This window comes from Blautia sp. AM47-4, from assembly GCF_003479865.1.
GTDB classification, from domain to species: domain Bacteria; phylum Bacillota; class Clostridia; order Lachnospirales; family Lachnospiraceae; genus Fusicatenibacter; species Fusicatenibacter saccharivorans.
Genome location: NZ_QUHY01000009.1, coordinates 25088 through 48945, shown reverse-complemented (window position 1 = coordinate 48945; position 23858 = coordinate 25088). Strand labels below are relative to the sequence as shown.

At 50.1% G+C, this 23858-nt stretch carries 20 protein-coding genes and 2 pseudogenes; 20 read left to right on the top strand and 2 right to left on the bottom strand.

Annotation, left to right across the window (positions count from 1 at the left end; translation table 11 throughout):
- Nucleotides 1-3 precede the first annotated feature (3 nt).
- From DW965_RS07985 to DW965_RS07975, 3 genes are all read left to right on the top strand, one after another.
- Complete coding sequence (locus DW965_RS07985; RefSeq protein ID WP_199681635.1) at nucleotides 4-2292, top strand: hydratase; 2289 nt, start codon at nucleotides 4-6, stop codon at nucleotides 2290-2292.
- An 895-nt stretch (nucleotides 2293-3187) separates the two neighbouring features.
- Entirely contained in the window at nucleotides 3188-3853 is a 666-nt protein-coding gene (locus DW965_RS07980) for an RluA family pseudouridine synthase (protein ID WP_119198270.1), read from the top strand.
- Between the two features lie 119 nt (nucleotides 3854-3972).
- Nucleotides 3973-5232, top strand: a complete 1260-nt coding sequence (locus tag DW965_RS07975) for an ABC transporter substrate-binding protein (RefSeq protein WP_119198236.1) — start codon at nucleotides 3973-3975, stop codon at nucleotides 5230-5232.
- Between the two features lie 77 nt (nucleotides 5233-5309).
- Here the strand turns inward: DW965_RS07975 and DW965_RS19105 are convergent, their stop codons facing one another.
- Together DW965_RS19105 and DW965_RS22515 are read right to left on the bottom strand one after the other, a co-directional pair.
- On the bottom strand, nucleotides 5310-5450 hold the full coding sequence (locus DW965_RS19105) for a hypothetical protein (RefSeq protein WP_158582819.1): 141 nt from the start codon (nucleotides 5448-5450) through the stop codon (nucleotides 5310-5312).
- A gap of 515 nt (nucleotides 5451-5965) precedes the next feature.
- Nucleotides 5966-6331, bottom strand: a pseudogene (locus DW965_RS22515) (TM7S3/TM198-like domain-containing protein); the annotation flags it as partial.
- Between the two features lie 232 nt (nucleotides 6332-6563).
- Between DW965_RS22515 and DW965_RS07965 the strand changes: the two are divergent.
- From DW965_RS07965 to DW965_RS19100, 17 genes and pseudogenes are all read left to right on the top strand, one after another.
- Nucleotides 6564-6989 carry a hypothetical protein gene (locus DW965_RS07965; protein ID WP_082424871.1) on the top strand — a complete coding sequence of 142 codons (426 nt, stop codon included), beginning with the start codon at nucleotides 6564-6566 and terminating at the stop codon, nucleotides 6987-6989.
- A 147-nt stretch (nucleotides 6990-7136) separates the two neighbouring features.
- The gene (locus DW965_RS07960) at nucleotides 7137-8294 is read left to right on the top strand and encodes a class I SAM-dependent methyltransferase (protein WP_119198235.1); all 1158 of its coding nucleotides are present in this window, start codon (nucleotides 7137-7139) and stop codon (nucleotides 8292-8294) included.
- Nucleotides 8294-10762, top strand: a complete 2469-nt coding sequence (locus DW965_RS07955; protein ID WP_119198234.1) for a hypothetical protein — start codon at nucleotides 8294-8296, stop codon at nucleotides 10760-10762. The genes DW965_RS07960 and DW965_RS07955 overlap by 1 nt, the downstream gene beginning before the upstream one ends.
- Before the next feature lie 76 nt (nucleotides 10763-10838).
- Nucleotides 10839-12229 (top strand): annotated as a pseudogene (gene asnS, locus DW965_RS07950) (asparagine--tRNA ligase).
- 129 nt (nucleotides 12230-12358) lie between these two features.
- A complete protein-coding gene (locus DW965_RS07945; RefSeq protein ID WP_119198233.1) occupies nucleotides 12359-13546 on the top strand; it encodes a metallophosphoesterase family protein in 1188 nt (395 codons plus the stop codon).
- Entirely contained in the window at nucleotides 13449-14981 is a 1533-nt protein-coding gene (locus DW965_RS07940; protein WP_117509938.1) for an ATP-binding protein, read from the top strand. Before DW965_RS07945 ends, DW965_RS07940 begins: the two co-directional genes overlap by 98 nt.
- Nucleotides 14982-15041: 60 nt before the next feature.
- A complete protein-coding gene (locus DW965_RS07935) occupies nucleotides 15042-15872 on the top strand; it encodes a deoxyribonuclease IV (protein ID WP_117509937.1) in 831 nt (276 codons plus the stop codon).
- Between the two features lie 19 nt (nucleotides 15873-15891).
- Nucleotides 15892-17280, top strand: coding sequence for a 23S rRNA (uracil(1939)-C(5))-methyltransferase RlmD (gene rlmD / locus DW965_RS07930; protein WP_119198232.1), 1389 nt, complete (start codon nucleotides 15892-15894; stop codon nucleotides 17278-17280).
- A 161-nt stretch (nucleotides 17281-17441) separates the two neighbouring features.
- On the top strand, nucleotides 17442-18377 hold the full coding sequence (locus DW965_RS07925) for a carbohydrate kinase family protein (protein WP_119198231.1): 936 nt from the start codon (nucleotides 17442-17444) through the stop codon (nucleotides 18375-18377).
- Between the two features lie 12 nt (nucleotides 18378-18389).
- Nucleotides 18390-19514: a non-canonical purine NTP pyrophosphatase gene (locus DW965_RS21130; protein ID WP_119198230.1), complete on the top strand. Its 1125-nt coding sequence runs from the start codon at nucleotides 18390-18392 to the stop codon at nucleotides 19512-19514.
- Nucleotides 19515-19599: 85 nt separating this feature from the next.
- Nucleotides 19600-20151, top strand: coding sequence for a flavin reductase family protein (locus DW965_RS07915; protein ID WP_119198229.1), 552 nt, complete (start codon nucleotides 19600-19602; stop codon nucleotides 20149-20151).
- 138 nt (nucleotides 20152-20289) lie between these two features.
- Nucleotides 20290-20607, top strand: a complete 318-nt coding sequence (locus DW965_RS07910; RefSeq protein WP_022461550.1) for a PadR family transcriptional regulator — start codon at nucleotides 20290-20292, stop codon at nucleotides 20605-20607.
- Entirely contained in the window at nucleotides 20604-20804 is a 201-nt protein-coding gene (locus DW965_RS07905; RefSeq protein ID WP_119198228.1) for a DUF1700 domain-containing protein, read from the top strand. Before DW965_RS07910 ends, DW965_RS07905 begins: the two co-directional genes overlap by 4 nt.
- Nucleotides 20805-20818: 14 nt before the next feature.
- Nucleotides 20819-21220 (top strand): hypothetical protein, encoded by a 402-nt coding sequence (locus DW965_RS07900; protein WP_119198227.1) that lies wholly within the window; start codon nucleotides 20819-20821, stop codon nucleotides 21218-21220.
- Nucleotides 21217-22146, top strand: coding sequence for a DUF4097 family beta strand repeat-containing protein (locus DW965_RS07895; RefSeq protein WP_022461552.1), 930 nt, complete (start codon nucleotides 21217-21219; stop codon nucleotides 22144-22146). Before DW965_RS07900 ends, DW965_RS07895 begins: the two co-directional genes overlap by 4 nt.
- 327 nt (nucleotides 22147-22473) lie before the next feature.
- The gene (locus DW965_RS07890; RefSeq protein WP_022461553.1) at nucleotides 22474-23451 is read left to right on the top strand and encodes a LacI family DNA-binding transcriptional regulator; all 978 of its coding nucleotides are present in this window, start codon (nucleotides 22474-22476) and stop codon (nucleotides 23449-23451) included.
- Nucleotides 23452-23702: 251 nt separating this feature from the next.
- The gene (locus DW965_RS19100; RefSeq protein ID WP_158565053.1) at nucleotides 23703-23858 is read left to right on the top strand and encodes a hypothetical protein; all 156 of its coding nucleotides are present in this window, start codon (nucleotides 23703-23705) and stop codon (nucleotides 23856-23858) included.

Sequence of the window (23858 nt, the reverse complement as noted above, 5' to 3'; positions counted from 1 at the left end):
GACATGATTGAATTACTGAACACAGGTGCATACCTTGTCAACGGAATCGATATCATCCCGGATACAGAAGAAGGCCGCGCGGAACTCAAAGCGCGTACCGGCGCTGTGCCGTGTCCGGCGGATGCTGCAAAAGAAACCATTGCCTATGGAATCTTAAAAGACCACAATGTTTCCGGCAACATGGAAAATCTGCAGATCAAATTTGACAAACTTACATCGCATGACATTACTTTTGTTGGAATCATTCAGACCGCGCGCGCGTCAGGACTGGAAAAATTCCCGGTACCGTACGTGCTGACCAACTGCCACAACTCCCTTTGCGCAGTCGGCGGAACCATCAACGAAGATGACCACATGTTTGGTCTTACCTGTGCGAAAAAGTACGGCGGCGTCTATGTACCGCCTCATCAGGCAGTAATTCATCAGTTTGCCCGCGAGATGCTTGCCGGCGGCGGAAAAATGATCCTCGGATCCGACTCCCACACCCGTTACGGTGCACTCGGAACCATGGCCATGGGCGAGGGCGGACCGGAACTGGTAAAACAGCTTCTCTCCAAAACATATGATATCGCTATGCCGGGAGTGATCGCAATTTACATGACAGGCGCACCGCAGCCGGGCGTAGGACCGCAGGATATTGCACTTGCCATCATCGGTGCAGTCTTTGCAAATGGTTACGTAAAGAACAAAGTTATGGAGTTCGTAGGACCTGGCGTATCTTCCTTAAGCGCAGATTACCGGATCGGTGTGGACGTTATGACAACCGAGACAACGTGTCTGTCCTCCATCTGGAGAACCGATGAGAAGATCAGCGAGTTCTATCAGATCCACGGCAGAAGCGCAGACTACAAAGAGCTGAATCCTGGCGCCGTTGCTTATTATGATGGCGTTGTAAAAGTAGAACTCGACAAGATCAAACCGATGATTGCGATGCCGTTCCATCCAAGCAATGTTTATACCATTGAAGAGCTGAAAGCAAACCTCGATGACATCCTGCGCGATGTAGAGAAGAAAGCAGCCATCAGCCTCGACGGAAAAGTTCCGTTCACTCTGAAAAATAAAGTACACGACGGAAAACTCCTGGTAGACCAGGGAATCATCGCAGGATGCGCCGGCGGCGGATTTGAGAACATCTGCGACGCAGCCGATATCCTGAAAGGCCACAGCATTGGCGACGATGCGTTCACCTTAAGTGTTTACCCGGCAAGTACCCCGATCTATATGGAGCTGGCAAGAAACGGAAAACTGGCAGACCTTTTGGAAACCGGTGCGATCGTAAAAACCGCATTCTGCGGACCGTGCTTCGGCGCAGGCGATACTCCGGCAAACAATGCGTTCTCAATCCGTCACTCCACCAGAAACTTCCCGAACCGCGAGGGATCCAAGATCCAGAACGGCCAGATTTCTTCCGTTGCCCTGATGGATGCACGTTCCATCGCCGCAACCGCAGCAAACAAGGGATTTCTGACTGCAGCAGATGAGTTTACCGGAACGTATACCAAACCGGCATACCACTTCGACAAGAAGATTTACGAGAACCGTGTCTTCGACAGCAAGGGCGTGGCAGATCCATCTGTTGAAATTCAGTTCGGACCGAACATCAAAGACTGGCCGGCAATGCCGCAGCTTGCTGAGAACCTGATTCTGAAGGTTGTCTCTGAGATCCATGATCCGGTTACGACCACCGACGAGCTGATTCCATCCGGCGAGACTTCGTCCTTCCGTTCCAACCCGCTTGGACTGGCAGAGTTTACCCTGTCCAGAAAAGATCCGGCTTATGTGGGACGTGCAAAAGAAGTACAGGTTGCAGAGAAAGCCATCCAGGAAGGAAACTGCCCGGCAGAGGCACTTCCGGAACTGAAACCGGTCTTCGCAGCCATCCATACCCAGTACCCGGATATCGACAAGACAAACGTCGGTGTCGGATCCACCATCTTCGCTGTAAAACCGGGCGACGGCTCTGCGCGTGAGCAGGCAGCTTCCTGCCAGAAGGTATTAGGCGGCTGGGCAAACATCGCCAACGAGTATGCAACGAAGCGCTACCGCTCCAACCTGATCAACTGGGGCATGCTTCCATTCCTGATCCCGGAGAGAGATCTGCCGTTTACAAACGGAGATTACATCTTTGTACCGGAGATCCGCAAGGCAGTGGAAGAGAAAGCCGATGTGATCAAAGCGCACGTTGTAAAAGACGGAGCACTTGTTCCGTTCGAGATGACGTTAGGCGCGCTGACCGATGATGAGAGAGAAATCATCCGCAAGGGATGCCTGATCAACTATTATAGAGGATAAGTATTTGAGAAAGAGCTGTGTGGCAGGAGAAAAGTCTGTTTCATAGCTCTTTTTCTGCGCACTTATTTGAAACAAAATATCAGAAAACAATATAAAATTCAGAAAATAAACACAATAATTAAGAAAAGGAAAAGCGATATAAAAAAACAGTAAAAATATTTTAAAAATGTGTTGACAAATTCTGGCGAATCTGTTATATTAAAATCACAAAGAAACAAGAAAACAAAAACCTAACCAAGAGGTACAAAGAGAAAGACTTGGGACCCCCTTTTCAAGAGAACAAACCATTTTCATAGAAAGAGACGAGAAATCTTCTATAGAAGAATGGAGAAAAAGGGAAAAGGAAGATGTTCTTAAGATGAGAGACTTCCGAAAGGAAAGAAAACCTGAGATAAAGATCCATACAAAAGAAGTTCGAAAGAAAACCTTTTGATAAACATGAGATCAGAGCAGATCTTAGGAAATCCTAAGGAAAAGATTTTCGGAGTGGAAATCTTAACCGCAAAGGAAAAGCCTCTGAAAAAGAACATCTTCCCGAAAAAAAGAAAATCTACAACAGGGAAATGGAAGAGAAACGATCTTTGAAATATCAAACGAAAGCGAAAACAAAGATCACAGATCGGTAAAGAAAGAAAACCAGTGAAAATCCTTGAAAGTAGAGAAAAAACTGAATATGGAAAATAAAGAAAAAGCGGTCGCTGTATCAGAAAAAATGATTGGTATGGCGATCGCTTTCTGTGTTGTGTAATTCGTCCGCCGGGCATGTTTTTCTTGACAGATGCGGCGGAAATGGTGCATACTTCTTAAAGCATAACAGCGGAGAAATCCGTGTATCGAAAATAAGAAGTCAGAACAGGAGAAGAAAGTGGCTGGATTTTGCAGAGAAGATATTTTAATGGAAGATAACGATATTCTTGTTGTTCACAAGCACGCGGGTATGGCAGTGCAGAATGCGCGGATGGGACAGATGGATCTGGAGCATGCGCTGCTGAATTATTTGGCGAAGCAGGCAAGGGCGGAAACACCGGGTCAGGCGCGGACTCAGATTCCATATCTGGCGGTCGTTCACCGGCTCGATCAGCCGGTTGAGGGCGTGCTGGTGTTTGCGAAAAACAAAGACGCCGCAGGAAAACTGGGACGGCAGGTGAAGGACGGGACGATGAAGAAAGAGTATCTCGCCGTCTGTGAGGGAAAAATCGAAAAACAGGGCGTGCAGAAGTTTGAGGATTTCCTTGTAAAAGACGGACGGAGCAACACATCCCGCGTCGTACAGCCAGGCACCGCCGGAGCGAAAAAAGCGGTGCTGGAATATGAAGTGATAAGGACACAGGAGAACCGAACCCTGGTGCAGATCCACCTCGGAACGGGCCGCCACCACCAGATCCGCGTCCAGTTTTCCCATGCGGGATATCCGCTGGCGGGGGATGCAAAATATGGGGCGAAGGAGAAAGGATCTCTGGCGCTGTGCGCGCATCATCTCGAGCTGAAGCATCCGCGGACAGGCAAACAGCTTTCGTTTACCGTAAAACCAGAAGGTGAAATCTTCCACAGCTTTGTGTAACTATTCAGAGCTATGTGAAATTGCAAAAAAGTTCAGAAAATCATAAGAAAACAGGACTGGACTATTTTTACGGTTTGTGTATAATAGAGAAAGGTTATGTAACAAAACTGTAAAAAGTAATGGAAAATGATTCATCAGGCAAAGCAGAAAGGGAGAATTATGAAACGCAGAATGATTGCAGTACTGCTTTCCGGAATCCTGCTGTGCTCGGCAGCTGGATGCGGAAAAGAAGCAGTGACAGACAAGAGCACCGCAGCATCGTCGTCTCAGGAAGTGACAGAAACTCCGGCGGCAGAAGAAAGCCGGAGGCCTCATCGTCCAGCGCAGATTCTACAGCAGAGTCAGCCAGTGCATCCACATCTTCTGAAAGCTCTGGAGATGAAGGAAAAGAAGCAGACAAAAAACGAATAGAAATCACCGTTCCGCACAAAGACGGCATGGAAGCATTGTACGACACCGTGGATGGACTTACTGTTGAAAAAGGCTCTTACATCGCCGTGGTTGCAAAAGACTTAAGTGCCGGTTTTTGGAAAGCCGTAAAAGCCGGTGCGCAGCAGGCACTTGACGATCTGAACGCCTCGCTTGGCTACACCGGAAACGACAAAGTTTATATGACATTTGAAGGCCCGGAAAATGAAAGTGACACCAACTCTCAGATCAATATCATCGACTCTGTCATTTCGGAAAATCCGGACGCGCTGATCCTTGGCATCATTGACCAGCAGTCGGGACAGGCACAGATGGAAGAGGCTTCCGACAGCCAGATTCCGGTCGTCATCGCGGATTCCGGTATCGAGAGTGATCTGATCACCTCGACATGTGCGACTGATCACGCAGCGGCAGCAAAGCTTGCGGCAGATCATCTCTGCGAGGCCATCGGCAACAGCGGAGAGGTTGCGATTGTTGCACATCAGTACAACACCGAGAGCAGCGTAGAGCGCGTGGAAGCATTTAAAAAAGAGATCGAAGAAAAATATACCGATGTGAAAGTGGTTCAGGTGAATTACGGAGATGGAGAAGAATCCATCGCGGACATGCTGAAAAATACACTTGAAACCTACCCGGCTCTGAAGGGCATCTTCTGTACGAACGAAGACATGGCAGACCAGACGCTGGATGCGCTGGCAGATATGGAAAATACTGAGCAGATTCAGATAGTCGGTTTTGATTCCGGTGAAAAACAGCAGAAAGCGATCCAGGAGGGACGCGAGTACGGTACCGTAACGCAGAATCCGTACGGTCTTGGCTATGCGGCAATCGTGGCGGCCGTCCGCGCGATTCAGGGACTTCCGGTAGATCAGAAGATCGATACGGGATATCAGTGGATCGACAAAGACACGATCGATCTGGAGACAAATCAGAAGTATCTTTATAACTGAAAATCAGGATAAAAAATGAACCCGGCAGACAAGGGAATGTTCCTTTGCCTGCCGGGTTTTCTGCGCTGCAGTGCGGATTACGAGTTCTGATCGTCTTCGTAAATTCTCTGTACCTCTTCGGAAATCTGCTGCCGGATCGCGGAGAGATCGACATCCGGGATGCCGTCCTCGGTGATCTGCGGTTTGGAAGGAGAGGTATACGGCTTCGTGTCGCCCATGGAAGCTTTTGGGGATGTTTCTTCTTCGTCAAACTCCTCCGGAGCGGCCGGTTTTGCGGATGCCTGCGGCGGATGATTTTTGGAAGATCTTCCTCATCGTCGTCATCGTCAGGTTCTTCCGGAACAAAACGGAAATCGTACATGGTGTTCTGCGAAACACGGGTACGGTTCGACGGTTTCTGATAGCTGCGGTACGGATCTCTTGCGTTGCCGGAAGAAGAGGAAGAGGAGCCGCGGCGTTTCTTTTTCTTCTTTCTAGATGGAAGAGGATCGAAACCGGATCTGCGTTTCCGTCTGGCGCGCGCTTTTGCACGGTGTTCGCGTTCTTCTTCGTCGTCATCCTCCCAGTAGTCCGCCTCTTTCCACGGTTTAAACTGGAAGAGCATGCCTGCTGCGGCGAGAATGGCAGAGACAATCCAGAACATCATGTTCAGATCGAGGTCCTTGAAGAAATATGCCATGCGGATCGTCGTGAGGGCGCCGCAGATGGAGGTGACCAGGATTACGGAAATGCGTTCGAACGGAACGCAGATCAGGCCGATCACGAAAGCAACGAGGGCGACGAGTCCATAACCTGTGATATCGTTTGGATTGACGAGATGCCAGAGGCAAAAGCCGACAAGCCCGCAGATCAGAAGAAAAAGTCCGATCCGGTAGAGGACGAAGGCAATGATTGCGGTCAGAAGACCGGTGCCGACGGCAAGCGCCAGGGTGATCGTCGTGGTCTGATTCGTGTAGGTACCCGCTGCATAACCGGCGGCCGCGCCGAGAAAAAATCCGGGAATGACGCTCCAGAGCTTGCGGAGCGCATAGCCGAAGAAACAGTTCAGCAGGGCAAAAACAATCACAATCAGAAGAAGCTGCTGCTGGTAAACACCCATGACGTCCCGGACTTTATCGAGACCGCCAAGCAGCGTGTTGATGTTGAAAGCTTGCATATTCAGATTCATGATATTCACTCCTATATGATGTATCGGAAAAATAGATACAGGTTGTATTTTAGTACGGAACGGCGGTTTTGGCAAGTGAAATTGTGTTTGAGATCTGGGAAACGGCAGAATGGCGGCGGTGTGCATATGGTATAAGGAAGAGCAAAAAGGAAATAAAACAGGCATGAATCAGGATAGAGTGTATGAAAATAGAAGAAATTCCTATCAGGGAAATCCGATGGAGCGGCCGGAGCCGTTTTTTGCGGCACAGCCCTTATGGGGAAGAAGTATGGAGGAGCAGCAGGAAGCGCGGGAACGGCAGCGGATGCAGTCGTATTATTCCCGGACGGCATCTGATCTGCAGCGGCTGGTGGAGGCAGAGTGTGACCGCATGGATTACCGCGGCAGCATGATGTACGACGAATTCCCGGACCGGCTCATGATGGAGCACACCTGCCGGAATATCGCACGTCAGTACGGCAGGGAAAACGGCGGGAAGGATGAGAAAACGGCAGAAGAGGAACTGCTCGATTTGATCGGCGTTCTTTTTTATAATGAAATGTTCCGGAGGCGGAGCAGGAGGAAACATTATTACAATCTGTGGCTTTAAACCGCGCCATAAAGTAATAAGAGGGTAACACATTTTTAATAATTTTTCTGTTGTGGTTTTGCGGAAAACAGATTACAATATTAGCGGGGTTGTAAGGGGCTTTATTACACATGTTTACAAACGATTCAGAAAGTTTGGAGAGTATAAATGGAATTACAGAAATTATTACAGGATGAAATCCGGGAAGGGCTGTACCGTATCACGATCAGCGGCCCAAGAGGGGACAGTGAAGTGTCCAAAGTGAGAATACGCCCGGTTGAAATAAAAGGAAAACTGCTCTTTCAGTGCCAGGAGACCGTCGGCACGAAGGAGTTTCATAAAAATATGACAAAAGACGACGTGATCACCCGGATCAGAGACTGGATGAACGGAACCTTCAAGCAGATGCAGCTCGAATCCGACACCTGCACAGCATCCGTTCTGGTCAGCAAAAAGGGAACGATGACGATCAAAAAGAAACCGCATATGAAAGGAACCGGCAAACCCGTCAATCTGGCGCACAACCGGAAGAAACGGTATATTCTGGAAGAAGGAATCCCGGTTCCTTTTTTAAAGGATCTCGGTGTTATGACAAAAGAAGGCAAAATCGTGCGGACCCGCTACGACAAGTTCCGCCAGATCAACCGCTTTCTGGAGTTCATCGAAGATATCCTGCCGCAGCTCCCATCGGACCGCGAGATCACGATTCTCGATTTCGGCTGCGGAAAATCGTATCTGACGTTTGCGATGTATTATTACTTCCGCGAACTGAAAAAACTGGATGTCAATATCATCGGACTTGACTTGAAAGAGGATGTCATCGCAATCTGCAACGGACTGGCAGAGAAATATGGCTATGAAAAGCTGCATTTCTATCAGGGTGACATCGCTTCTTATACCGGCCGCGACGAGGTCGATATGGTGGTGACGCTGCACGCGTGCGACACGGCGACTGACTATGCGCTGGAAAAGGCCGTCAAATGGAATGCAAAAGTTATTCTTTCCGTTCCGTGCTGCCAGCATGAGCTGAACCGCCAGATTGCAAACAAAGAACTGTATCCGATCATGGATTACGGCATCCTAAAAGAGCGTATGGCGGCGCTTCTGACCGACGGAATCCGGGCAAAGCTTCTGGAGAATGCAGGTTATGAGACACAGATTCTCGAATTCATCGACATGGAGCACACGCCGAAGAACCTTCTGATCCGCGCGGTAAAACGCCAGGAAGGCTCGAAAAAACTGCCGGAAGAACTGAAAGCGTGCATGGAAGCGTACCATGTGAAGCCGACACTGGCAGACCTCCTCGCAGAAAAGGAGGAGCCGTGATGAATAAAAGAGCAGCAAGGATTCTGATCCTTTTTCTTGTTTTTGCCGCATCAGTCGGTGTGTTTACACACCTGATGAGCCACGAGACGACGGAGAATGCGACCGATCTGGACGCAGCGAGTCTTCCGGTGCTGTACATGAAGACCGCGGACACGACAGTGAACCGCATGTACGGATACCGCCAGGAGATGAACGGCGTAACGACAAGAGAAAACCTGACACCGCTGCCGATGGACCGTTCGCTTACGCTGGAAATTGATGCGAAGGGACAGAAAATTAAAAACGTGACCTATACGGTGGAAAGCACAGACGGCGGAGCGCTGATTGAAAACTCGGTGCTGAAATCGTTTGACGAGGACGGAAGCTATCTGAAAGCAGACTTCCAGTTAGAGACCGCGATTCTGATGAATCAGGAATATACGCTGAAGCTCGAGGTTGCCTACGGAAACGGCCAGTCTGCCTGGTATTACACCCGCATTGTACAGCGCAACGGCGTGGAGGTCGGCGATTATCTGGCCTACACGCAGATGTTTGCGCAGACATGCCTGGATAAAACGCAGGCGGAAGCGCTCGTTCCGCAGCTTGAGCCGGATGAGACGGGGGATAATTCTTCATTCCTCAATGTCAACATTCATTCCAGCCTCGACCAGATTTCCTGGGGAAGCCTCGCACCGACGATCGTACAGCAGCCGGTGCAGCAGATCAAAGAAGCGAATGAGACGACGACCAGCATCAAACAGGAGTACATGATCAGTGCGCAGGATGAGAACGGACAGACGGAGTATTATACCGTAAGCGAGTTCTACCGGATGCGAGAGTCCGACGGAGAGATTATTCTGCTGGACTTCGAGCGGAGCGCACAGCAGATCTTTGATCCGGAGCTTGGTGTTCTGACGAAATCCGGCATTAACCTCGGTGTGACCGGCGAGGATACCAAGTATGTGACGAATACGGCAGGTGATATTGTCGCATTTGTAGTAAACGGTGATCTCTGGTGCTACAACCGCAGCGCCAACAAGACGATCCGCGTTTTCAGCTTCCGTGAGAACGGCAGCATGGATGACCGGGAACAGCACGGAGAGCATGATGTCAACATTGTACGTGTGGATGATGCGGGCGATGTGACGTTTGTTGTTTATGGCTATATGAACCGCGGAAACCACGAGGGTGAAGTGGGAGCAGCCGTTTACTATTATCGCGCCGAGCGGAATGTGGCAACCGAGGAGATTTTCGTTCCGGCGGATATTTCCTACGAGATGCTGAAAAAACAGCTCGACCGCCTCTCCTACGTCAACAAGCAGAGAGAGATGTATCTCTATCTGAATGAGAACCTGTGTAAGGTAGATATTGAAACCGGCACGACGACGGTGGTCCGGGAAAGTATCCCGGAGGACTGCTTTGTAGTATCGGAAAGCCAGGAGAGCATCGCGTGGATGGATGCGGACAATGCAAGCAGTGCGATGAACATCACCGTGATGAATCTGGAGAGCGGGGAAACGCAGCGCTTTGCGGCGGATGACGGACAGAAGATCCGGGCACTTGGCTTTATCAATGAAGACTTTGTCTATGGTATGGCAAACGACAGCGATATTTTAAAAGATATTTCCGGCAATGAAGTTTTCGCTATGCATACGGTGCGGATTGTCAGCATCGACGGAACCGTGAAAAAAGAGTATCACCAGGACGGCTATTATGTGACAGGCGTGTCGATTTCGGACGGCCTTCTGGAGCTGGACCGCGTGGTACGCCAGGAAAACGGCTATGCGGATGCGCCGGAGGATCACATCATGAACGGCGAGCAGCAGAGCCAGGAACTGGTGACGGGCCGCCTGGCAACGGTGGACGACAGAAGAGAGCAGCAGTTCCTTCTGGAATTCTCGACGAGCGGCAAAACACAGTCGCTTCTGACACTGACACCGAAATATATCTATTCAACCTTACGGACCGATCTTACGATGTCGTACGACACGGGCAGCGCAGATCTTTACTATGTATATGGAAAAGGAAAACTGATCGCCATTTTAAGCTCCCCGGCCGAGGCCGTACAGCTTGCCGATGAGAATGTCGGCGTTGTGCTGAACAGCAGCCAGTCCTATGTGTGGGAGCGCGGAAACCGCCAGCAGGGCATGCGCCTCGACGAGACAACGATGCCGTCGGGATTTCAGAGTGCATCTCTGGACGAAAACGTGCTGAAGGAGTCACTCGGTGATGATTACGAACTGCTGAACCTGACGGGCTGCACAAGAGAAGAAATTCTCTACATGATCAGCAGCGGCTACGGCGTTGTTGTAAAGACCGGCGCGAACGAGAGTCTGCTTCTGACTGGATACGATATTTTTGGAAATTCCTGGCTGTATAACCCGGCAACGGGCGAGACAACTGCACTTTCTGACGATGACAGCGATGCATTGTTCGCACAGAACGGCAATGTCTTCATCAGTTATATTAAAAAAGTAAAGATCGAGTGATTTGCGGGGTTTTCTAATGACGCAAAAAGTGCTAGAATAAAGAAAGCACTATGAATATTTAGGGAGAAAAAAGACAATGAAACTTACAACCATCCGAGAGATTTATAAAAACCGGGAAGTATACCTGGACAAAGAAGTAACCGTAGGCGGCTGGGTGCGCAGCGTACGTGATTCCAAAACCTTTGGTTTCATCGTTCTGCATGACGGAAGCTATTTCGAAACCCTGCAGATCGTATACCACGATGAGATGGAAAACTTCGCTGAGATTTCCAAAATGAACGTCGGCGCAGCATCATCGTAAAAGGTACCCTCGTTGCTACCCCGCAGGCAAAACAGCCGTTTGAGATTCAGGCGGCAGAAATTACCGTAGAGGGCGTTTCCGCACCGGATTACCCGCTGCAGAAAAAACGCCACTCCATGGAATACCTTCGTACCATTTCCCATCTGCGTCCGAGAACCAACACCTTCCAGGCAGTATTCCGTGTTCGTTCCCTCTGCGCCTATGCGATCCATCAGTTCTTCCAGGAGAGAGACTTCGTTTATGTCAACACCCCGCTGATCACCGGCAGCGACTGCGAGGGAGCCGGCGAGATGTTCCAGGTAACCACCATGGATCTTGACAATATTCCGAAAACCGAGGACGGCGCTGTTGATTTCACACAGGACTTCTTCGGAAAGAAGACAAGCCTTACCGTAAGCGGACAGTTAAACGGCGAGACCTTTGCACAGGCATTCCGCAATATCTACACCTTCGGACCGACTTTCCGTGCAGAAAATTCCAACACCACCCGCCATGCAGCAGAGTTCTGGATGATCGAGCCGGAAATCGCTTTCGCTGATCTGGAGGACGATATGGAGCTTGCTGAGGCAATGCTGAAATATGTCATCCGCTACGTTATGGAGCATGCACCGGAAGAAATGCAGTTCTTCAACAGTTTCGTGGACAAGGGACTGATCGAGCGTCTGAACCATGTCGTAAATTCTGAGTTCGGCCGTGTAACCTACACCGAGGCTATCGAGCTTCTGGAGAAAAACAACGACAAATTCGATTACAAAGTATACTGGGGATGCGATCTGCAGACCGAGCATGAGCGTTATCTGACCGAGCAGATCTTCAAGAGACCGGTTTTCGTTACCGATTATCCGAAGGAGATCAAAGCGTTCTACATGAAGCTGAACGATGACAACAAGACCGTTGCCGCTATGGACTGTCTGGTTCCTGGCATCGGAGAGATCATCGGCGGAAGCCAGCGTGAGGACGACTACGAGAAACTGCTTGGCCGTATGAAAGAGCTGGGACTTGCTGAGGAAGATTACGGATTCTATCTGGACCTCAGAAAATATGGTTCTACCCACCATGCAGGATTCGGACTGGGATTTGAAAGATGCGTCATGTATCTGACCGGAATGGGCAATATCCGCGACGTCATCCCGTTCCCGAGAACAGTAAACAACTGCGAGCTGTAATTACGAAAAGTGATATAGAAACTTAAAAAATACGGATGCCGGGTGCAGTGGAATCCAATGTGGATTTGGTGCACCTGACGTCCGTATTGTAGTAATAGAGAAAATGAATCCAGAAAGGGGTATGCGCCTATGCGGTTTATTCATATTGCGGATGTGCATCTCGGCATGCAGCCGGATGCGGGATTTCCCTGGAGCGAGGAGCGAGGGGAGGCCATCTGGGAGAGCTTCCGGCGGATCATCCGCCTGGCCGGTCGGGAAAAGACGGACTTTCTGCTGATTGCGGGAGATCTGTTTCAGTGCCAGCCGCTTCTGCGGGAACTGAAAGAGGTTAATGATCTCTTTGCTTCCATCCCGGAGACGATCGTCGTGCTGATTGCCGGAAACCACGATTATGTGAAGCGGGAGAGCTTTTACCGCGGTTTCGACTGGGCAGACAACGTGGTAATGCTCCTGTCGCCGGAGCCGGAGTGTGTTGAAGTCCCGGAGAAGAAGACGGCGGTGTACGGATGCAGTTACGACAAAAAAGAGATTCTGGAAAACCGGCTGGACGGCGTGCGGCCGGAGGGAAAAATGAAATATCATCTGCTGCTCGCGCACGGCGGCGATGCCCGCCACATGCCGTGGAATCCGGGCCGCATGGCGCAGGCTGGGTTTGATTATATTGCGTGCGGGCACATTCATAAGCCGGGGATTCTTATTCCCGACAAAATGGCATACGCAGGCGCACTCGAACCGACGGATGAGACGCAGTTGGGGCCGCACGGCTACATCCGCGGAACGGTGGACGAGCACGGCACGCGGATTCAGTTTGTGCCGTTTGCCAGATATGAGTACGAAGATCTGGTGTTGAACGTGACGGAGGATCTGACACAGTATGCGCTGGAGACGAAGCTGAAACAGGAGCTGGCGCTGCGGGAGGATGGGAAGATCCGAAAAATCATCCGCCTGAAACTTGTGGGACACCGTGCCGCCGAGCTGGAATTTTCTCCGAAACGGCTGCTGGACTGCGGCAGAGTCATCTCCGTGGAGGATGAAACACGTCCGGCGTACGATCTGGAACAGCTGAAGAAAACGTATGGCGCTAGTCTGATCAGCGCTATATTGAAGCGTTTGAAACAAAGACGGATGCGCAGTCACAGAAGGCGCTCGACTATGGTCTCGAGGCGCTGCTGGCGGCACGCAGGAACGGCTGAAAAAAAGATTGCGGGAGGTATAGAAGATGAAAATAGAAAAACTGGAAATCCGCAATTTTGGAAAAATGCAGAACCGCACACTGGAATTTTCCGATGGGATTCAGCTCATCAGCGGGGAAAATGAGAGCGGAAAATCGACCGTCCATACTTTCATCCGCAGCATGCTGTTCGGCATGACACGCGGCCGGGGGCGGGCGGCAAAAAATGATGTCTACAGTCGTTATGAGCCATGGGAAAATCCGGCATACTATGCGGGAGAGATGGTGCTTGAAAGCGGCGGCAAACGGTTCCGCCTGACCCGGAATTTCGGGCGGCAGAACGCCAATGCAAAGCTGGTGTGCCTGACGGACGGCGAGGTGCTCTCCGTGGAGGACGGCGATCTTTCCATGCTGCTCGGCGGTGTCAGTGAGATTGTGTATGATAATACGGCTTCGATCGGGCAGTTAAAAGGCAGAACCGAGGAAGGGCTTGCGGATGAGCTGCGGAACTATATGGCAAATTACCAGGGGAGCAGCGATGGAGAGCTCGATGTGGCGGCGGCGCTGGATCTGCTGAAGCAGAAGAGAAAGCGCCTGGAGCAGGAACAGAAAAAGACGCTGGCGGGACTGGAAAAACGGAAGGAAGAACTTGAGACGAAAATTTCCGTTTTTACGGAGGAGTGCCGTCAGAGCGAGGAGAATCTGCAGCAGGCGAAAGAGCAGATGAAGCGGGATATTTATCAGAAGGATGTGCCGATCGAACGGGTGCGGAAGATGAAAAAAGAATCTCGGAAGAGCCGCAAATGGGGTGCCGCGTGCGTGGCGCTGGCTGGATTTCTCTTGTTCTTATGCATTCTGCAGTTCTTCCATATTGATTCGCTGCTGACGAGAACGGGACTCGGGCTTGCGATTGCGGCGCTCTTGTATCTGGCGTACAGTCTGTTCCGTCACCGGAAAACGGAGGTCGAGCAGGTCGTGACGGAGCCGGAGGAGCAGGCGATCCGCCGCCAGCAGTGGAATGTGGACCGCCTGAAGCAGGAGCTGGGGCAGAAACAGACGGTGCTGTCGAACTTGCAGAGTGAATACGAAGAGCTCTGCATTTCCATGACGGAAAAAGATCATCTGCAGGAAGAACTCGATGCGCTTTCCCTAGCGGGGGAGGCGATCCAGAGTCTCTCCGTACAGATGCAGAGTCGGATCGGCGACCGCTTAAAACAGCAGATGTCAAAAACGCTGTCATCGCTGACGAATGGTCGCTATCTGCAGGTGAATATGGATGAGAATCTGCGGATCGGCCTTCACACCGCAGACGAATATGTGCCGCTTGAACAGGTCAGCCGCGGCACGATCGAGCAGGCGTACTTTGCGCTCCGCATGGCGGCGATGGATGTGCTCTGCGGCGAGGAGGAGCTGCCGGTGATTCTCGATGAATCGTTTGCGTTTTACGATGAAAACCGGCTGAAAGAAACTTTGAAATGGCTGGCGGAAAACCGGACGCAGGTGCTGCTCTTTACGTGTCAGAAGCGGGAGGAGGAAGCACTCTCGGAGATGGGAATTCCGTACCGGAAAATTGTGCTTTAAGTAATGCGGCTCGCAGAGAATCGGTGAGTTGTGGTTTGGAAATAAAGGAGAATAAAAGTTATGCTGACAATAGGATGTCATTTATCATCGTCCAAAGGATATCTTGCCATGGGAAAAGAGGCGGTGTCCATCGGGGCGAATACCTTTCAGTTTTTTACAAGAAACCCGAGAGGAAGCAAGGCGAAAGCCATCGACGAGGCGGATGTCGCAGCGTTTCTTTCTTACAGTAAGGAGCATGGAATCGAGCGCATTTTGGCACATGCGCCGTACACGCTGAATCCGTGCTCGAAGGATGCGCACACGAGAGAGTTTGCATGGATGACGATGGCGGATGATCTGAAACGGATGGAGTATACGCCGGGAAACTGCTACAATTTCCACCCGGGCAGTCATACCGGACAGGGGGCGGAAGAGGGAATCCGTCTGATTTCGGAGATGCTGAATGAAATTTTAAAACCGGAGCAGACGACCACGGTGCTGCTTGAGACGATGGCAGGAAAAGGAACCGAAGTCGGCCGCTCGTTTGAGGAGCTGGCGGCGATTCTGGAGCGCGTGGAATTAAAAGACCACATGGGTGTCTGCCTAGATACGTGCCATGTGTACGATGCGGGATACGATATTGTGGATCACCTCGATGATGTGCTTGAGAGGTTCGACCGCGTGGTAGGACTTTCGAAGCTGAAAGCGGTTCATCTGAACGACAGCAAGAATCCGTTTGAGAGCCATAAGGACCGCCATGAGAAGATCGGCGAGGGATCGCTGGGACTTGCGGCATTTGAGCGGATTGTGACACATCCGGCGCTGGCGGGACTGCCGTTCTATCTGGAAACACCGAATGAGCTGGACGGATATGCAAAAGAGATCGCGCTGCTGCGCGGGTTTGCGAAATAGAGGAAGAAGGTAAGAGAAAGTGGAAAACACGAGAGAGAAGAATAAAAGATCTGACGGAAGAAAAAAGACGTATTTCGACAGGGAAAATAAAAAGAAAGCTGTTCGTATCGAGAAAACAAAGAGCGTGGCACCGGAAAAAGGAAAGCAGAAAAAGAGTTCATCATCGTCGAAATGTCCTTATCAGAAAAAATGCGGCGGATGCACATATCTGAACCTCTCCTACGAAGAGCAGCTCGCGAAAAAAGAGCAGTTCCTGAAGAAGACTCTGAAGGGCATCGTCCCGGTCAAAGGCATGGTTGGCATGGAAAATCCTTATCATTACCGGAATAAAGTCAATTCCGCCTTTGCACGCAAAAAAGACGGAACGATCATATCCGGCATTTATGAAAAGGGCACACACAAAGTGGTTCCGGTCGATGAGTGCCTGCTCGAGGATCAGCGTGCCGATGCCATCATCCGCGATATCCGCAGTCTGCTGAAGAGCTTCAAAATCATGATCTACAACGAGGACAGCGGCTACGGCCTCCTGCGCCACGTCATGGTGCGCACCGGCTTTGCTTCCGGCGAGATCATGGTCGTCCTCGTCTGCGTATCACCAGTCTTCCCGTCAAAAAACAACTTCGTAAAGGCCCTGCGCAAACTCCACCCGGAGATCACCACGATCGTACTGAACGTCAACGACCGCACCGACAGCATGGTACTCGGAAAACGCGACATTGTCCTCTTCGGACGCGGTTACATCGAGGATGAACTCTGCGGCTGCACCTTCCGCATCTCCCCGCAGTCCTTCTACCAGGTCAACCCGGTTCAGACGAAAAACCTGTACGAAAAAGCCATCTCCCTGGCCGGTCTCACCGGAAACGAACGCGTCATGGACGCCTACTGCGGAATCGGAACCATCGGCCTCATCGCATCCCGCGATGCCAGAGAAGTCATCAGCGTCGAACTGAACCCGGACGCCGTCCGCGATGCCGTAACAAACGCCAAACGAAACCAAATCAAAAACGTCTCCTTCTACCAGAACGACGCCGGCGCCTTCATGGTCTCCATGGCCGAAAAAGGCGAAAAAGCCGATGTCGTCTTCATGGACCCGCCAAGAGCCGGCAGTGATGAAGCCTTTCTGTCCTCTGTCGTAACCCTTTCACCGAAAAAAGTGGTCTACGTCTCCTGCAATCCGGAGACATTGGCGAGAGACCTGCGGTATCTGACGAAACACGGATATAAGGCAGAAGAGGCATGGGGGTATGATATGTTCGCGTGGTCGGAGCATGTGGAGACGGTAGTCTTGATGTCAAAACAAAGAAATAAGGACCAGCTTCCAGGTCGAGACGGTGAAATCCGGCAACTCAACTCCCTGCGAGTGTATGGCCAATCAGAGGTCAGAGCGGATGGATTGTGTAGGAGTTGAGCGTTCTTCACTGTCTCAACTGTCGAGACAGTAGCAGAGAGCAGCAATGTAAAAGTGCCTTACATTATTTGGATGCTGAGAAGACAGAAATTTCGTGAAACAGACGAAGAGGCTTGTCTGAAAAAAGAAGGAATGAAAAAACAGGAGAGGAAAAAAGAAACATGGCAGTAAATAAAAATGGAATCGTAGTATTAGGAGCAGTTTTTGTGGATATCAAAGGTTTTCCAGAGGACATCTACGTCCCGGACGGCAGAAACGCCGGCCATGTCGAATACATCCACGGCGGTGTGAGCCGAAACGTGGTGGAGGATATCGCAAACCTGGAACTGCGCCCGACCTTCCTTGGAATCGTGGATAATACCGCACTCGGCGAGGATGTTGTGCGCAAACTGCAGCGCCACAAAGTCAATACCGAATACATGAAAGAAATCCCGAACGGTATGGGAACATGGCTTGCTGTCTTCGATCACAACGGTGACCTGGCGGGCTCCATTTCCCAGCGCCCGAACCTGATGCCGATTCTCGATATTCTGGAAGAAAACGGAGATGAAATTATCGAAAACTGCGATTCCATTGTGGCAGAGATCGATATGGACAAAGAGATCATCAAAAAGCTGGTACAGCTCTGTGAAAAATACGATAAAAAATTGTACGGCGTTGTCAGCAACATGAACATCGCAGTCAGCAGAAGAGATCTTCTGCAGAAATTTGACTGCCTGATCTGCAACCAGCTCGAGGCAGGCGTTTTCTTCTCCGATGATTACAGCGAAAAAACACCGGTCGAGATGGAAAAGATTCTCGCCGAGCGTCTGAAAGCGGCAAATGTTCCGGCCATGGTCGTAACAATGGGCGGCGACGGAGTGGTTTATGCGGAAGCAGACGGAGAGAGCGGCTTCTGCCCGGCGCAGAAAGTACAGGTAAAAGATACAACAGGAGCCGGTGATGCGTTCTGTGCAGGTGTTTCCGCCGGTCTGACCTATGGAAAAACGCTTGGCCAGGCAGTTGAAATCGGTACGCGTCTTGCTGCATCCGTCATCACATCGTCGGAAAATGTCTGCCCGCGCTTCCGCCCGGAAGAGTTCGGCATCGAGGCATAGAAGGGGGCAGAAATGAAGTTACTGTACGGAACCGGCAACCCGGCAAAACTCGACGCGATGCGTCATCGCCTTGCCGGTCTTGGGATTGAGCTGATCGGGCTGAAAGATCTTGGCGGTGTTAAGCAGCCAGAGATTATCGAGGATGGAAAAACGCCGCTGGAAAATGCCAGGAAAAAGGTGGAGGCGTATTTCAACGCGCTTCATATGCCGGTGTTCTCCTGTGATTCCGGTCTGTATTTTGACAACGTGGCAGAGGACGACCAGCCCGGCGTCCATGTGCGGACCGTGAACGGAAAGTATCTGTCCGATGAAGAAATGACCGCGCATTACGCTGCCCTTGCAGAAAAGTACGGCGGCCTGACGGGACGCTACAAAAACGCAGTTTCGCTGATTCTTGATGCGGACCACCGCTATGACGCGATGGACCCGTCAATGGAGAGCGCTCCTTTCCGCATGGTCAGCACACCCCATCCGATGAGCAAAAAAGGCTTTCCGCTCGACCGTCTGTCGATCGATCTGCGGACCGGAAAATATTATTACGATCTGAATGAGCAAGAAGCCGCGCTCGATCAGCTTGCCGTGGAAGACGGTTTTCTGCAGTTTTTTGAGCGGGCAATGGAGGAATACCATAAAATGGAACGATATGAACTTCGAACCATCCGCCAGGATGAAATGGAACAGGGCGTTGCCATTGAGCTGGCGTGCTTTCCGCCGAATGAGGCGTGCTCCGAAAAGAGCATGCGCGAGCGGGTGCAGTACGCGCCGGAGCTGTTTCTGGCGGCAGTAGACAAAGAAACCGGAAAAATCGCCGGAACGCTGAACGGACTTGCAACAAACGAGACAAAATTCCGTGATGCCTTTTTCGATGAAATCAGTCTGTACGACCCGAAGGGAGAAAACGTCATGCTGCTGGGTCTCAGTGTCCTGCCGGAATACCGCGGCCAGGGAATCGCCCGCGCGCTGATGGAAGAGTACAGCCGCCGGGAACAGAAAAACGGAAGAAAACAGCTCATTCTGACCTGCCTGCAGGATAAGGTGGAGATGTACAAAAAGATGAATTTCCGCGACGAGGGAATCTCCGCATCCACCTGGGGCGGCGAGGAATGGCATGATATGACGAGAAAATTAAACGATTAAGAAAATTTGCAGAGAAAATCTCTTGTGTTAAAGTTTGCTGTAAGCGTTATAATAAAGAAAATCAAGCAAAACAGGAGGAACAACCATGAGCAGAGTAAATTTTGGAGCAAAACCAAACATGTATCCACTTCCGGTTCTGATTATTGCAACATACGACAAAGATGGCAACCCGGATGCCATGAATGCTGCATGGGGTGTAGTCACAGATTTCAATGAGATCTCCATCAGCATGGGCGACCACAAGACAACAGACAACCTTGCCGCAACCGGTGCCTTCACCGTCAGCATGGCAACCGAGGATACTGTTGTTGGCTGCGATTACGTCGGCATCGAGTCCGGCAGAAAAGTTTCGGATAAATTTGCACGCGCCGGTTTCCATGCAACGAAGAGCGAATTCGTCAACGCGCCGCTGATCGACGAGCTTCCGATGGCACTGGAGTGCAAAGTGAAAAGCTTTGACAACGGCATTCTGGTCGGCGAGATCGTGAACGTCTGCGCAGACGAGAGCGTTCTGACCGACGGAAAGATCGACCCGAAAAAACTGAAACCAATCGCCTTCGACCCGGTCAACAACACCTATCTCGCCATGGGCGACAAAGTCGGCGACGCATTCGGTTCCGGAAAAGCCCTGAAATAAACACAGATGATGACATGACAGCGAATATGTAAAAATTTTATATATTCCCCTTGACAAACCGCCTCCATCGTCTTATGATATGTATAAATTATATATATAAATATTTTACATATCAGAAACTAACGGAGGTGGTTTTTTATGTATTTTCCGGTATCAGCACTGCTGATCGAATTTATGATCCTGTCGATTGTGAATCGGGAAGATTCTTATGGATATGAAATCAGCCAGACGATCAAACTGGTTGCAGACATCAAAGAGTCGACACTGTACCCGATCCTGAAAAAACTGGAAAAGGCGGGCTACGTGACGACGTATTCCGCAGAGTACCAGGGCAGAAAACGGAAGTATTATTCGATCACAGAAGCAGGAAAAACACAGATGGCGTACCTGCAGGGCGAATGGAAGTCCTATCGTGACACCATTGACAACATCATCGAGTGGAGGAAAAAAGAATGACGAGTGGGGAATATCTGAAACAATTGGAAAAGTATCTGAGGAAGCTTCCGCAGAGCGACTATGAAGATGCGATGGAATACTTCACCGAGTATTTTGCAGATGCCGGTCCGGAAAATGAGCAGGCCGTGATCAAAGAACTCGGAACACCGAAACAGGCAGCCGCCGAGCTGATGCGGAATCTTCTGGACAAAAAGTAGATGAACGCGAGGCAATGGAAAAGGAAGAAAAACAGAAAGAGAAGAAAAAAACGACAGGCGCCAACGTCGTCTGGATCGCGATTCTCGCCCTGTTTGCAGCCCCGATCGGAGCCCCGATTCTGATCAGCATTCTCATCGTTCTGCTCTGCGCGGCCCTCTGTGCGGCACTGCTTGATATGAGCGTCTTTCTGATTGCAGTTGTCGGCGTGGCCGCCGGAATTAAGATGCTGCTGCGCGGCATTCTGGCAGTCTCGGTTTCCTTCGGCGGATTCTGCTTTATTACCGGAATGGGCGTTTTCATGCTGGGAATCAGTATTCTGTGCGCGGTGTTCGGCGTATACTTTGCAAAATGGATGGGACGGCTGTTCGTGTGGTGTACACGTAAGGTAACGAAAAAAGGAGGAAGCAGATCATGAAAAAATGGACAAAAACAGCATTACTGACAGGATGTGCCTGCTGTATTGCCGGTGCAGTGCTGATGTTCAGCGGATGGGCAAGCGGCGGAAAAGCATACGCGGAAACGTATGATCTGAATGCGATGAGCGGTTCTGCGAAGAAGGAAGACGGCATTTCCACACAGGAAAAGATAAAACTTGATGATTTTGATGAACTGCAGGCAGACCTTACGATCGGCGACCTGAACATCCTTCCGTCCGGTGACGATTCCTGTTATCTCGCCTGGCGGATTCCGTCGAAAAAAGGAGAGACTGCAGTGGAATATCGCGTGCGGGACGGTGTTCTGAGCATCGAAGAGACAAGCGCAGTGTCCGATACGATTTACATTAATATTGACTTTACGGAAGAAATCTTAAGTGGCGGTAAACAGTCGGAAACAGGAGTGATTCTGTATGTACCGGAAAAGAAGGTACTGAAAAAAATAGAGGTAACGATGGGATTCGGTGATGTGCAGATGAATGGCATCCAGGCGGAAAGCGGAAGACTGCAAAATGCGGATGGAGATATCACACTTTTCGGATGTGACATGCAGAATATCAAATGCAAAGCAGATTACGGTGATGTGGAACTGAAGAGCGGAACGTGGGAGAATGGGTCGATCACGCTGGAGGATGGCGATGCGAAAATCCAAAATACGAAGCTTTCCGGAGACGTGTCGGTGGAAAACTCCTACGGCGATATTGAACTTGAACTGGGTAAAAAAGATCTGGAACGGCTGGAAATTACGGCAAAGACAGATTTTGGGGAGATCGATGTACCGGATACCATGGAGAATCTGATGCAGAAAGAGGAGGACGAGCAGAGCTTTTCTTATGTACCGGATCAGCCAGCGGGCAGAATCACACTGATGACAAAGGATGGTGATATCTCGTTGGAAAACGATTAAACGTTTCTGAATGTTCAGGGACATATGAAATTCCAGAAAAATCGCAAAGCATGCCCGCATGAATGAGCGTTTTTGGAAAATAAGACAAAAGTGACAAAAACACAGGAGGCTGTTTGGATGGTTTCACCAGAAAAAGGGAAATGATCCAAACAGTCGCTTGTTTTTTGTACTTAAATTTTCAGCTTTTAACTTGATTTGTAGATTGCGGTGCTTTAAAATAAAAGTAATCAAGCATTGTGGAACGGGCTCCACAGACCGGCAGCGGGGGAAAAGCCGGAACGAGTCAGAGAAAACAGCCCAGTGTCAGAATAGGAGTTAGGAGAAACTATGGCAAGTATTAGAGATGTCGCGATCAAAGCGGGAGTAGGAATCGGAACGGTATCCCGTGCACTCAATGGGAGCGGGTATATTTCCGATGAAACAAAACAGAAGATCATGCAGGCAGTGGAGGAACTGAACTATAAACCAAATGAGCTTGCCCAGAACCTGTTCCGCAACAAGTCCGGTTTTATCGGAATTGTTGTTAAGAATCTTTCACATCCGTTTATGGCATCTCTGGTGAAACATGTCGAGAATAATCTGTACACCAATGGCTACAAGTGCATGCTCTGCGAGGTTGGGGACAATCCGAACCGCATCGAGGAATTTGTGGAAATGCTGCAGCGAAATGTCATGGACGGCATTATCTGCTGTGCGGATATCCCGTCTTCTGTCAGCCTGGCGGAAATTCACCGTCCGATTGTCATGATTGACCGCTACGTCACCGAAGGGATTCCGTGTATACATTCCGACCATAAGCGCGGCGGTGAGCTTGCGGCGCAGGCGCTTTTGAGCGCAGGATGTAAGAATGTGCTCTATTTTGCATCGAGTGCAACAGAGCGTGGTTGCTCCATGGATCGTTACCGACGGTTTGCGGAAGTCTGCAAACAGCATAAATGTAAAATTACAGCGATTGATGCCGGAAGCAAGATTCTGAATTTTCAGAGCGGCCCGACGATCTGGAAAAAATACATCAGCCATTTTGATGGAATTGATGGACTCTTTACAGCCGATGTCACAGCGGCAGCGTGCATGAAGATGCTGCAGAAAAAAGGGATTAAGATTCCGAAAAAACTGAAGGTGGTTGGCTACGACGGCCTGGATTTTACCCGCTTTTTGACACCGGAGCTGACGACGGTCTGTCAGAATGTGCCGGAAATCGCAAAGCGGAGCGTGGACACAATCATCCGCATGATTGACGGAAAGAAGATTGAGGAGATGGAGCAGATTGTGGATGTGACCTTCCGAAAAGGAGAAAGTACCTGAAGATAACAAAACAGGGAATTACCGAATTTTGCATCATTTTCCGGGATTGCGATAGAACAGAAGAAGAACAGATATCAGAGACACTCGATCTGAAAAGAAAGGGTGTCTCTTTTTCATGTATAAAATAAAAATGAAATAAAACCAACTTATATACGGCAAAAGGGCAGAAAGACTGAGCAAAAGGATATGAAATCGCTGCTGAAACAGTTGCAATTGTCGAAAAAATAGTGAAAAACGGAAAAGTGGAACATATGGAACAGGAAAAGCATGGAACAGCGGAACATGTGGAACAGGAGAATGGGAGAAGAAAGAAGATAAGTGTGAATTTTATGAAAAACAGGATGCATATTGCACAAAAACACAAAATAAAAATTGTGAAAATATTGAAAATGACGAAAAAATATTGA

Coding starts and splice junctions, on each gene's coding strand:
- DW965_RS07985 (WP_199681635.1), top strand. CDS start 4: ATGATTGAATTACTGAACACAGGTGCATACCTTGTCAACGGAATCGAT.
- DW965_RS07980 (WP_119198270.1), top strand. CDS start 3,188: ATGGAAGATAACGATATTCTTGTTGTTCACAAGCACGCGGGTATGGCA.
- DW965_RS07975 (WP_119198236.1), top strand. CDS start 3,973: ATGGAAAATGATTCATCAGGCAAAGCAGAAAGGGAGAATTATGAAACG.
- DW965_RS19105 (WP_158582819.1), bottom strand. CDS start 5,450: ATGGGCGACACGAAGCCGTATACCTCTCCTTCCAAACCGCAGATCACC.
- DW965_RS07965 (WP_082424871.1), top strand. CDS start 6,564: ATGAATCAGGATAGAGTGTATGAAAATAGAAGAAATTCCTATCAGGGA.
- DW965_RS07960 (WP_119198235.1), top strand. CDS start 7,137: ATGGAATTACAGAAATTATTACAGGATGAAATCCGGGAAGGGCTGTAC.
- DW965_RS07955 (WP_119198234.1), top strand. CDS start 8,294: ATGAATAAAAGAGCAGCAAGGATTCTGATCCTTTTTCTTGTTTTTGCC.
- DW965_RS07945 (WP_119198233.1), top strand. CDS start 12,359: ATGCGGTTTATTCATATTGCGGATGTGCATCTCGGCATGCAGCCGGAT.
- DW965_RS07940 (WP_117509938.1), top strand. CDS start 13,449: ATGAAAATAGAAAAACTGGAAATCCGCAATTTTGGAAAAATGCAGAAC.
- DW965_RS07935 (WP_117509937.1), top strand. CDS start 15,042: ATGCTGACAATAGGATGTCATTTATCATCGTCCAAAGGATATCTTGCC.
- DW965_RS07925 (WP_119198231.1), top strand. CDS start 17,442: ATGGCAGTAAATAAAAATGGAATCGTAGTATTAGGAGCAGTTTTTGTG.
- DW965_RS21130 (WP_119198230.1), top strand. CDS start 18,390: ATGAAGTTACTGTACGGAACCGGCAACCCGGCAAAACTCGACGCGATG.
- DW965_RS07915 (WP_119198229.1), top strand. CDS start 19,600: ATGAGCAGAGTAAATTTTGGAGCAAAACCAAACATGTATCCACTTCCG.
- DW965_RS07910 (WP_022461550.1), top strand. CDS start 20,290: ATGTATTTTCCGGTATCAGCACTGCTGATCGAATTTATGATCCTGTCG.
- DW965_RS07905 (WP_119198228.1), top strand. CDS start 20,604: ATGACGAGTGGGGAATATCTGAAACAATTGGAAAAGTATCTGAGGAAG.
- DW965_RS07900 (WP_119198227.1), top strand. CDS start 20,819: ATGGAAAAGGAAGAAAAACAGAAAGAGAAGAAAAAAACGACAGGCGCC.
- DW965_RS07895 (WP_022461552.1), top strand. CDS start 21,217: ATGAAAAAATGGACAAAAACAGCATTACTGACAGGATGTGCCTGCTGT.
- DW965_RS07890 (WP_022461553.1), top strand. CDS start 22,474: ATGGCAAGTATTAGAGATGTCGCGATCAAAGCGGGAGTAGGAATCGGA.
- DW965_RS19100 (WP_158565053.1), top strand. CDS start 23,703: ATGGAACAGGAAAAGCATGGAACAGCGGAACATGTGGAACAGGAGAAT.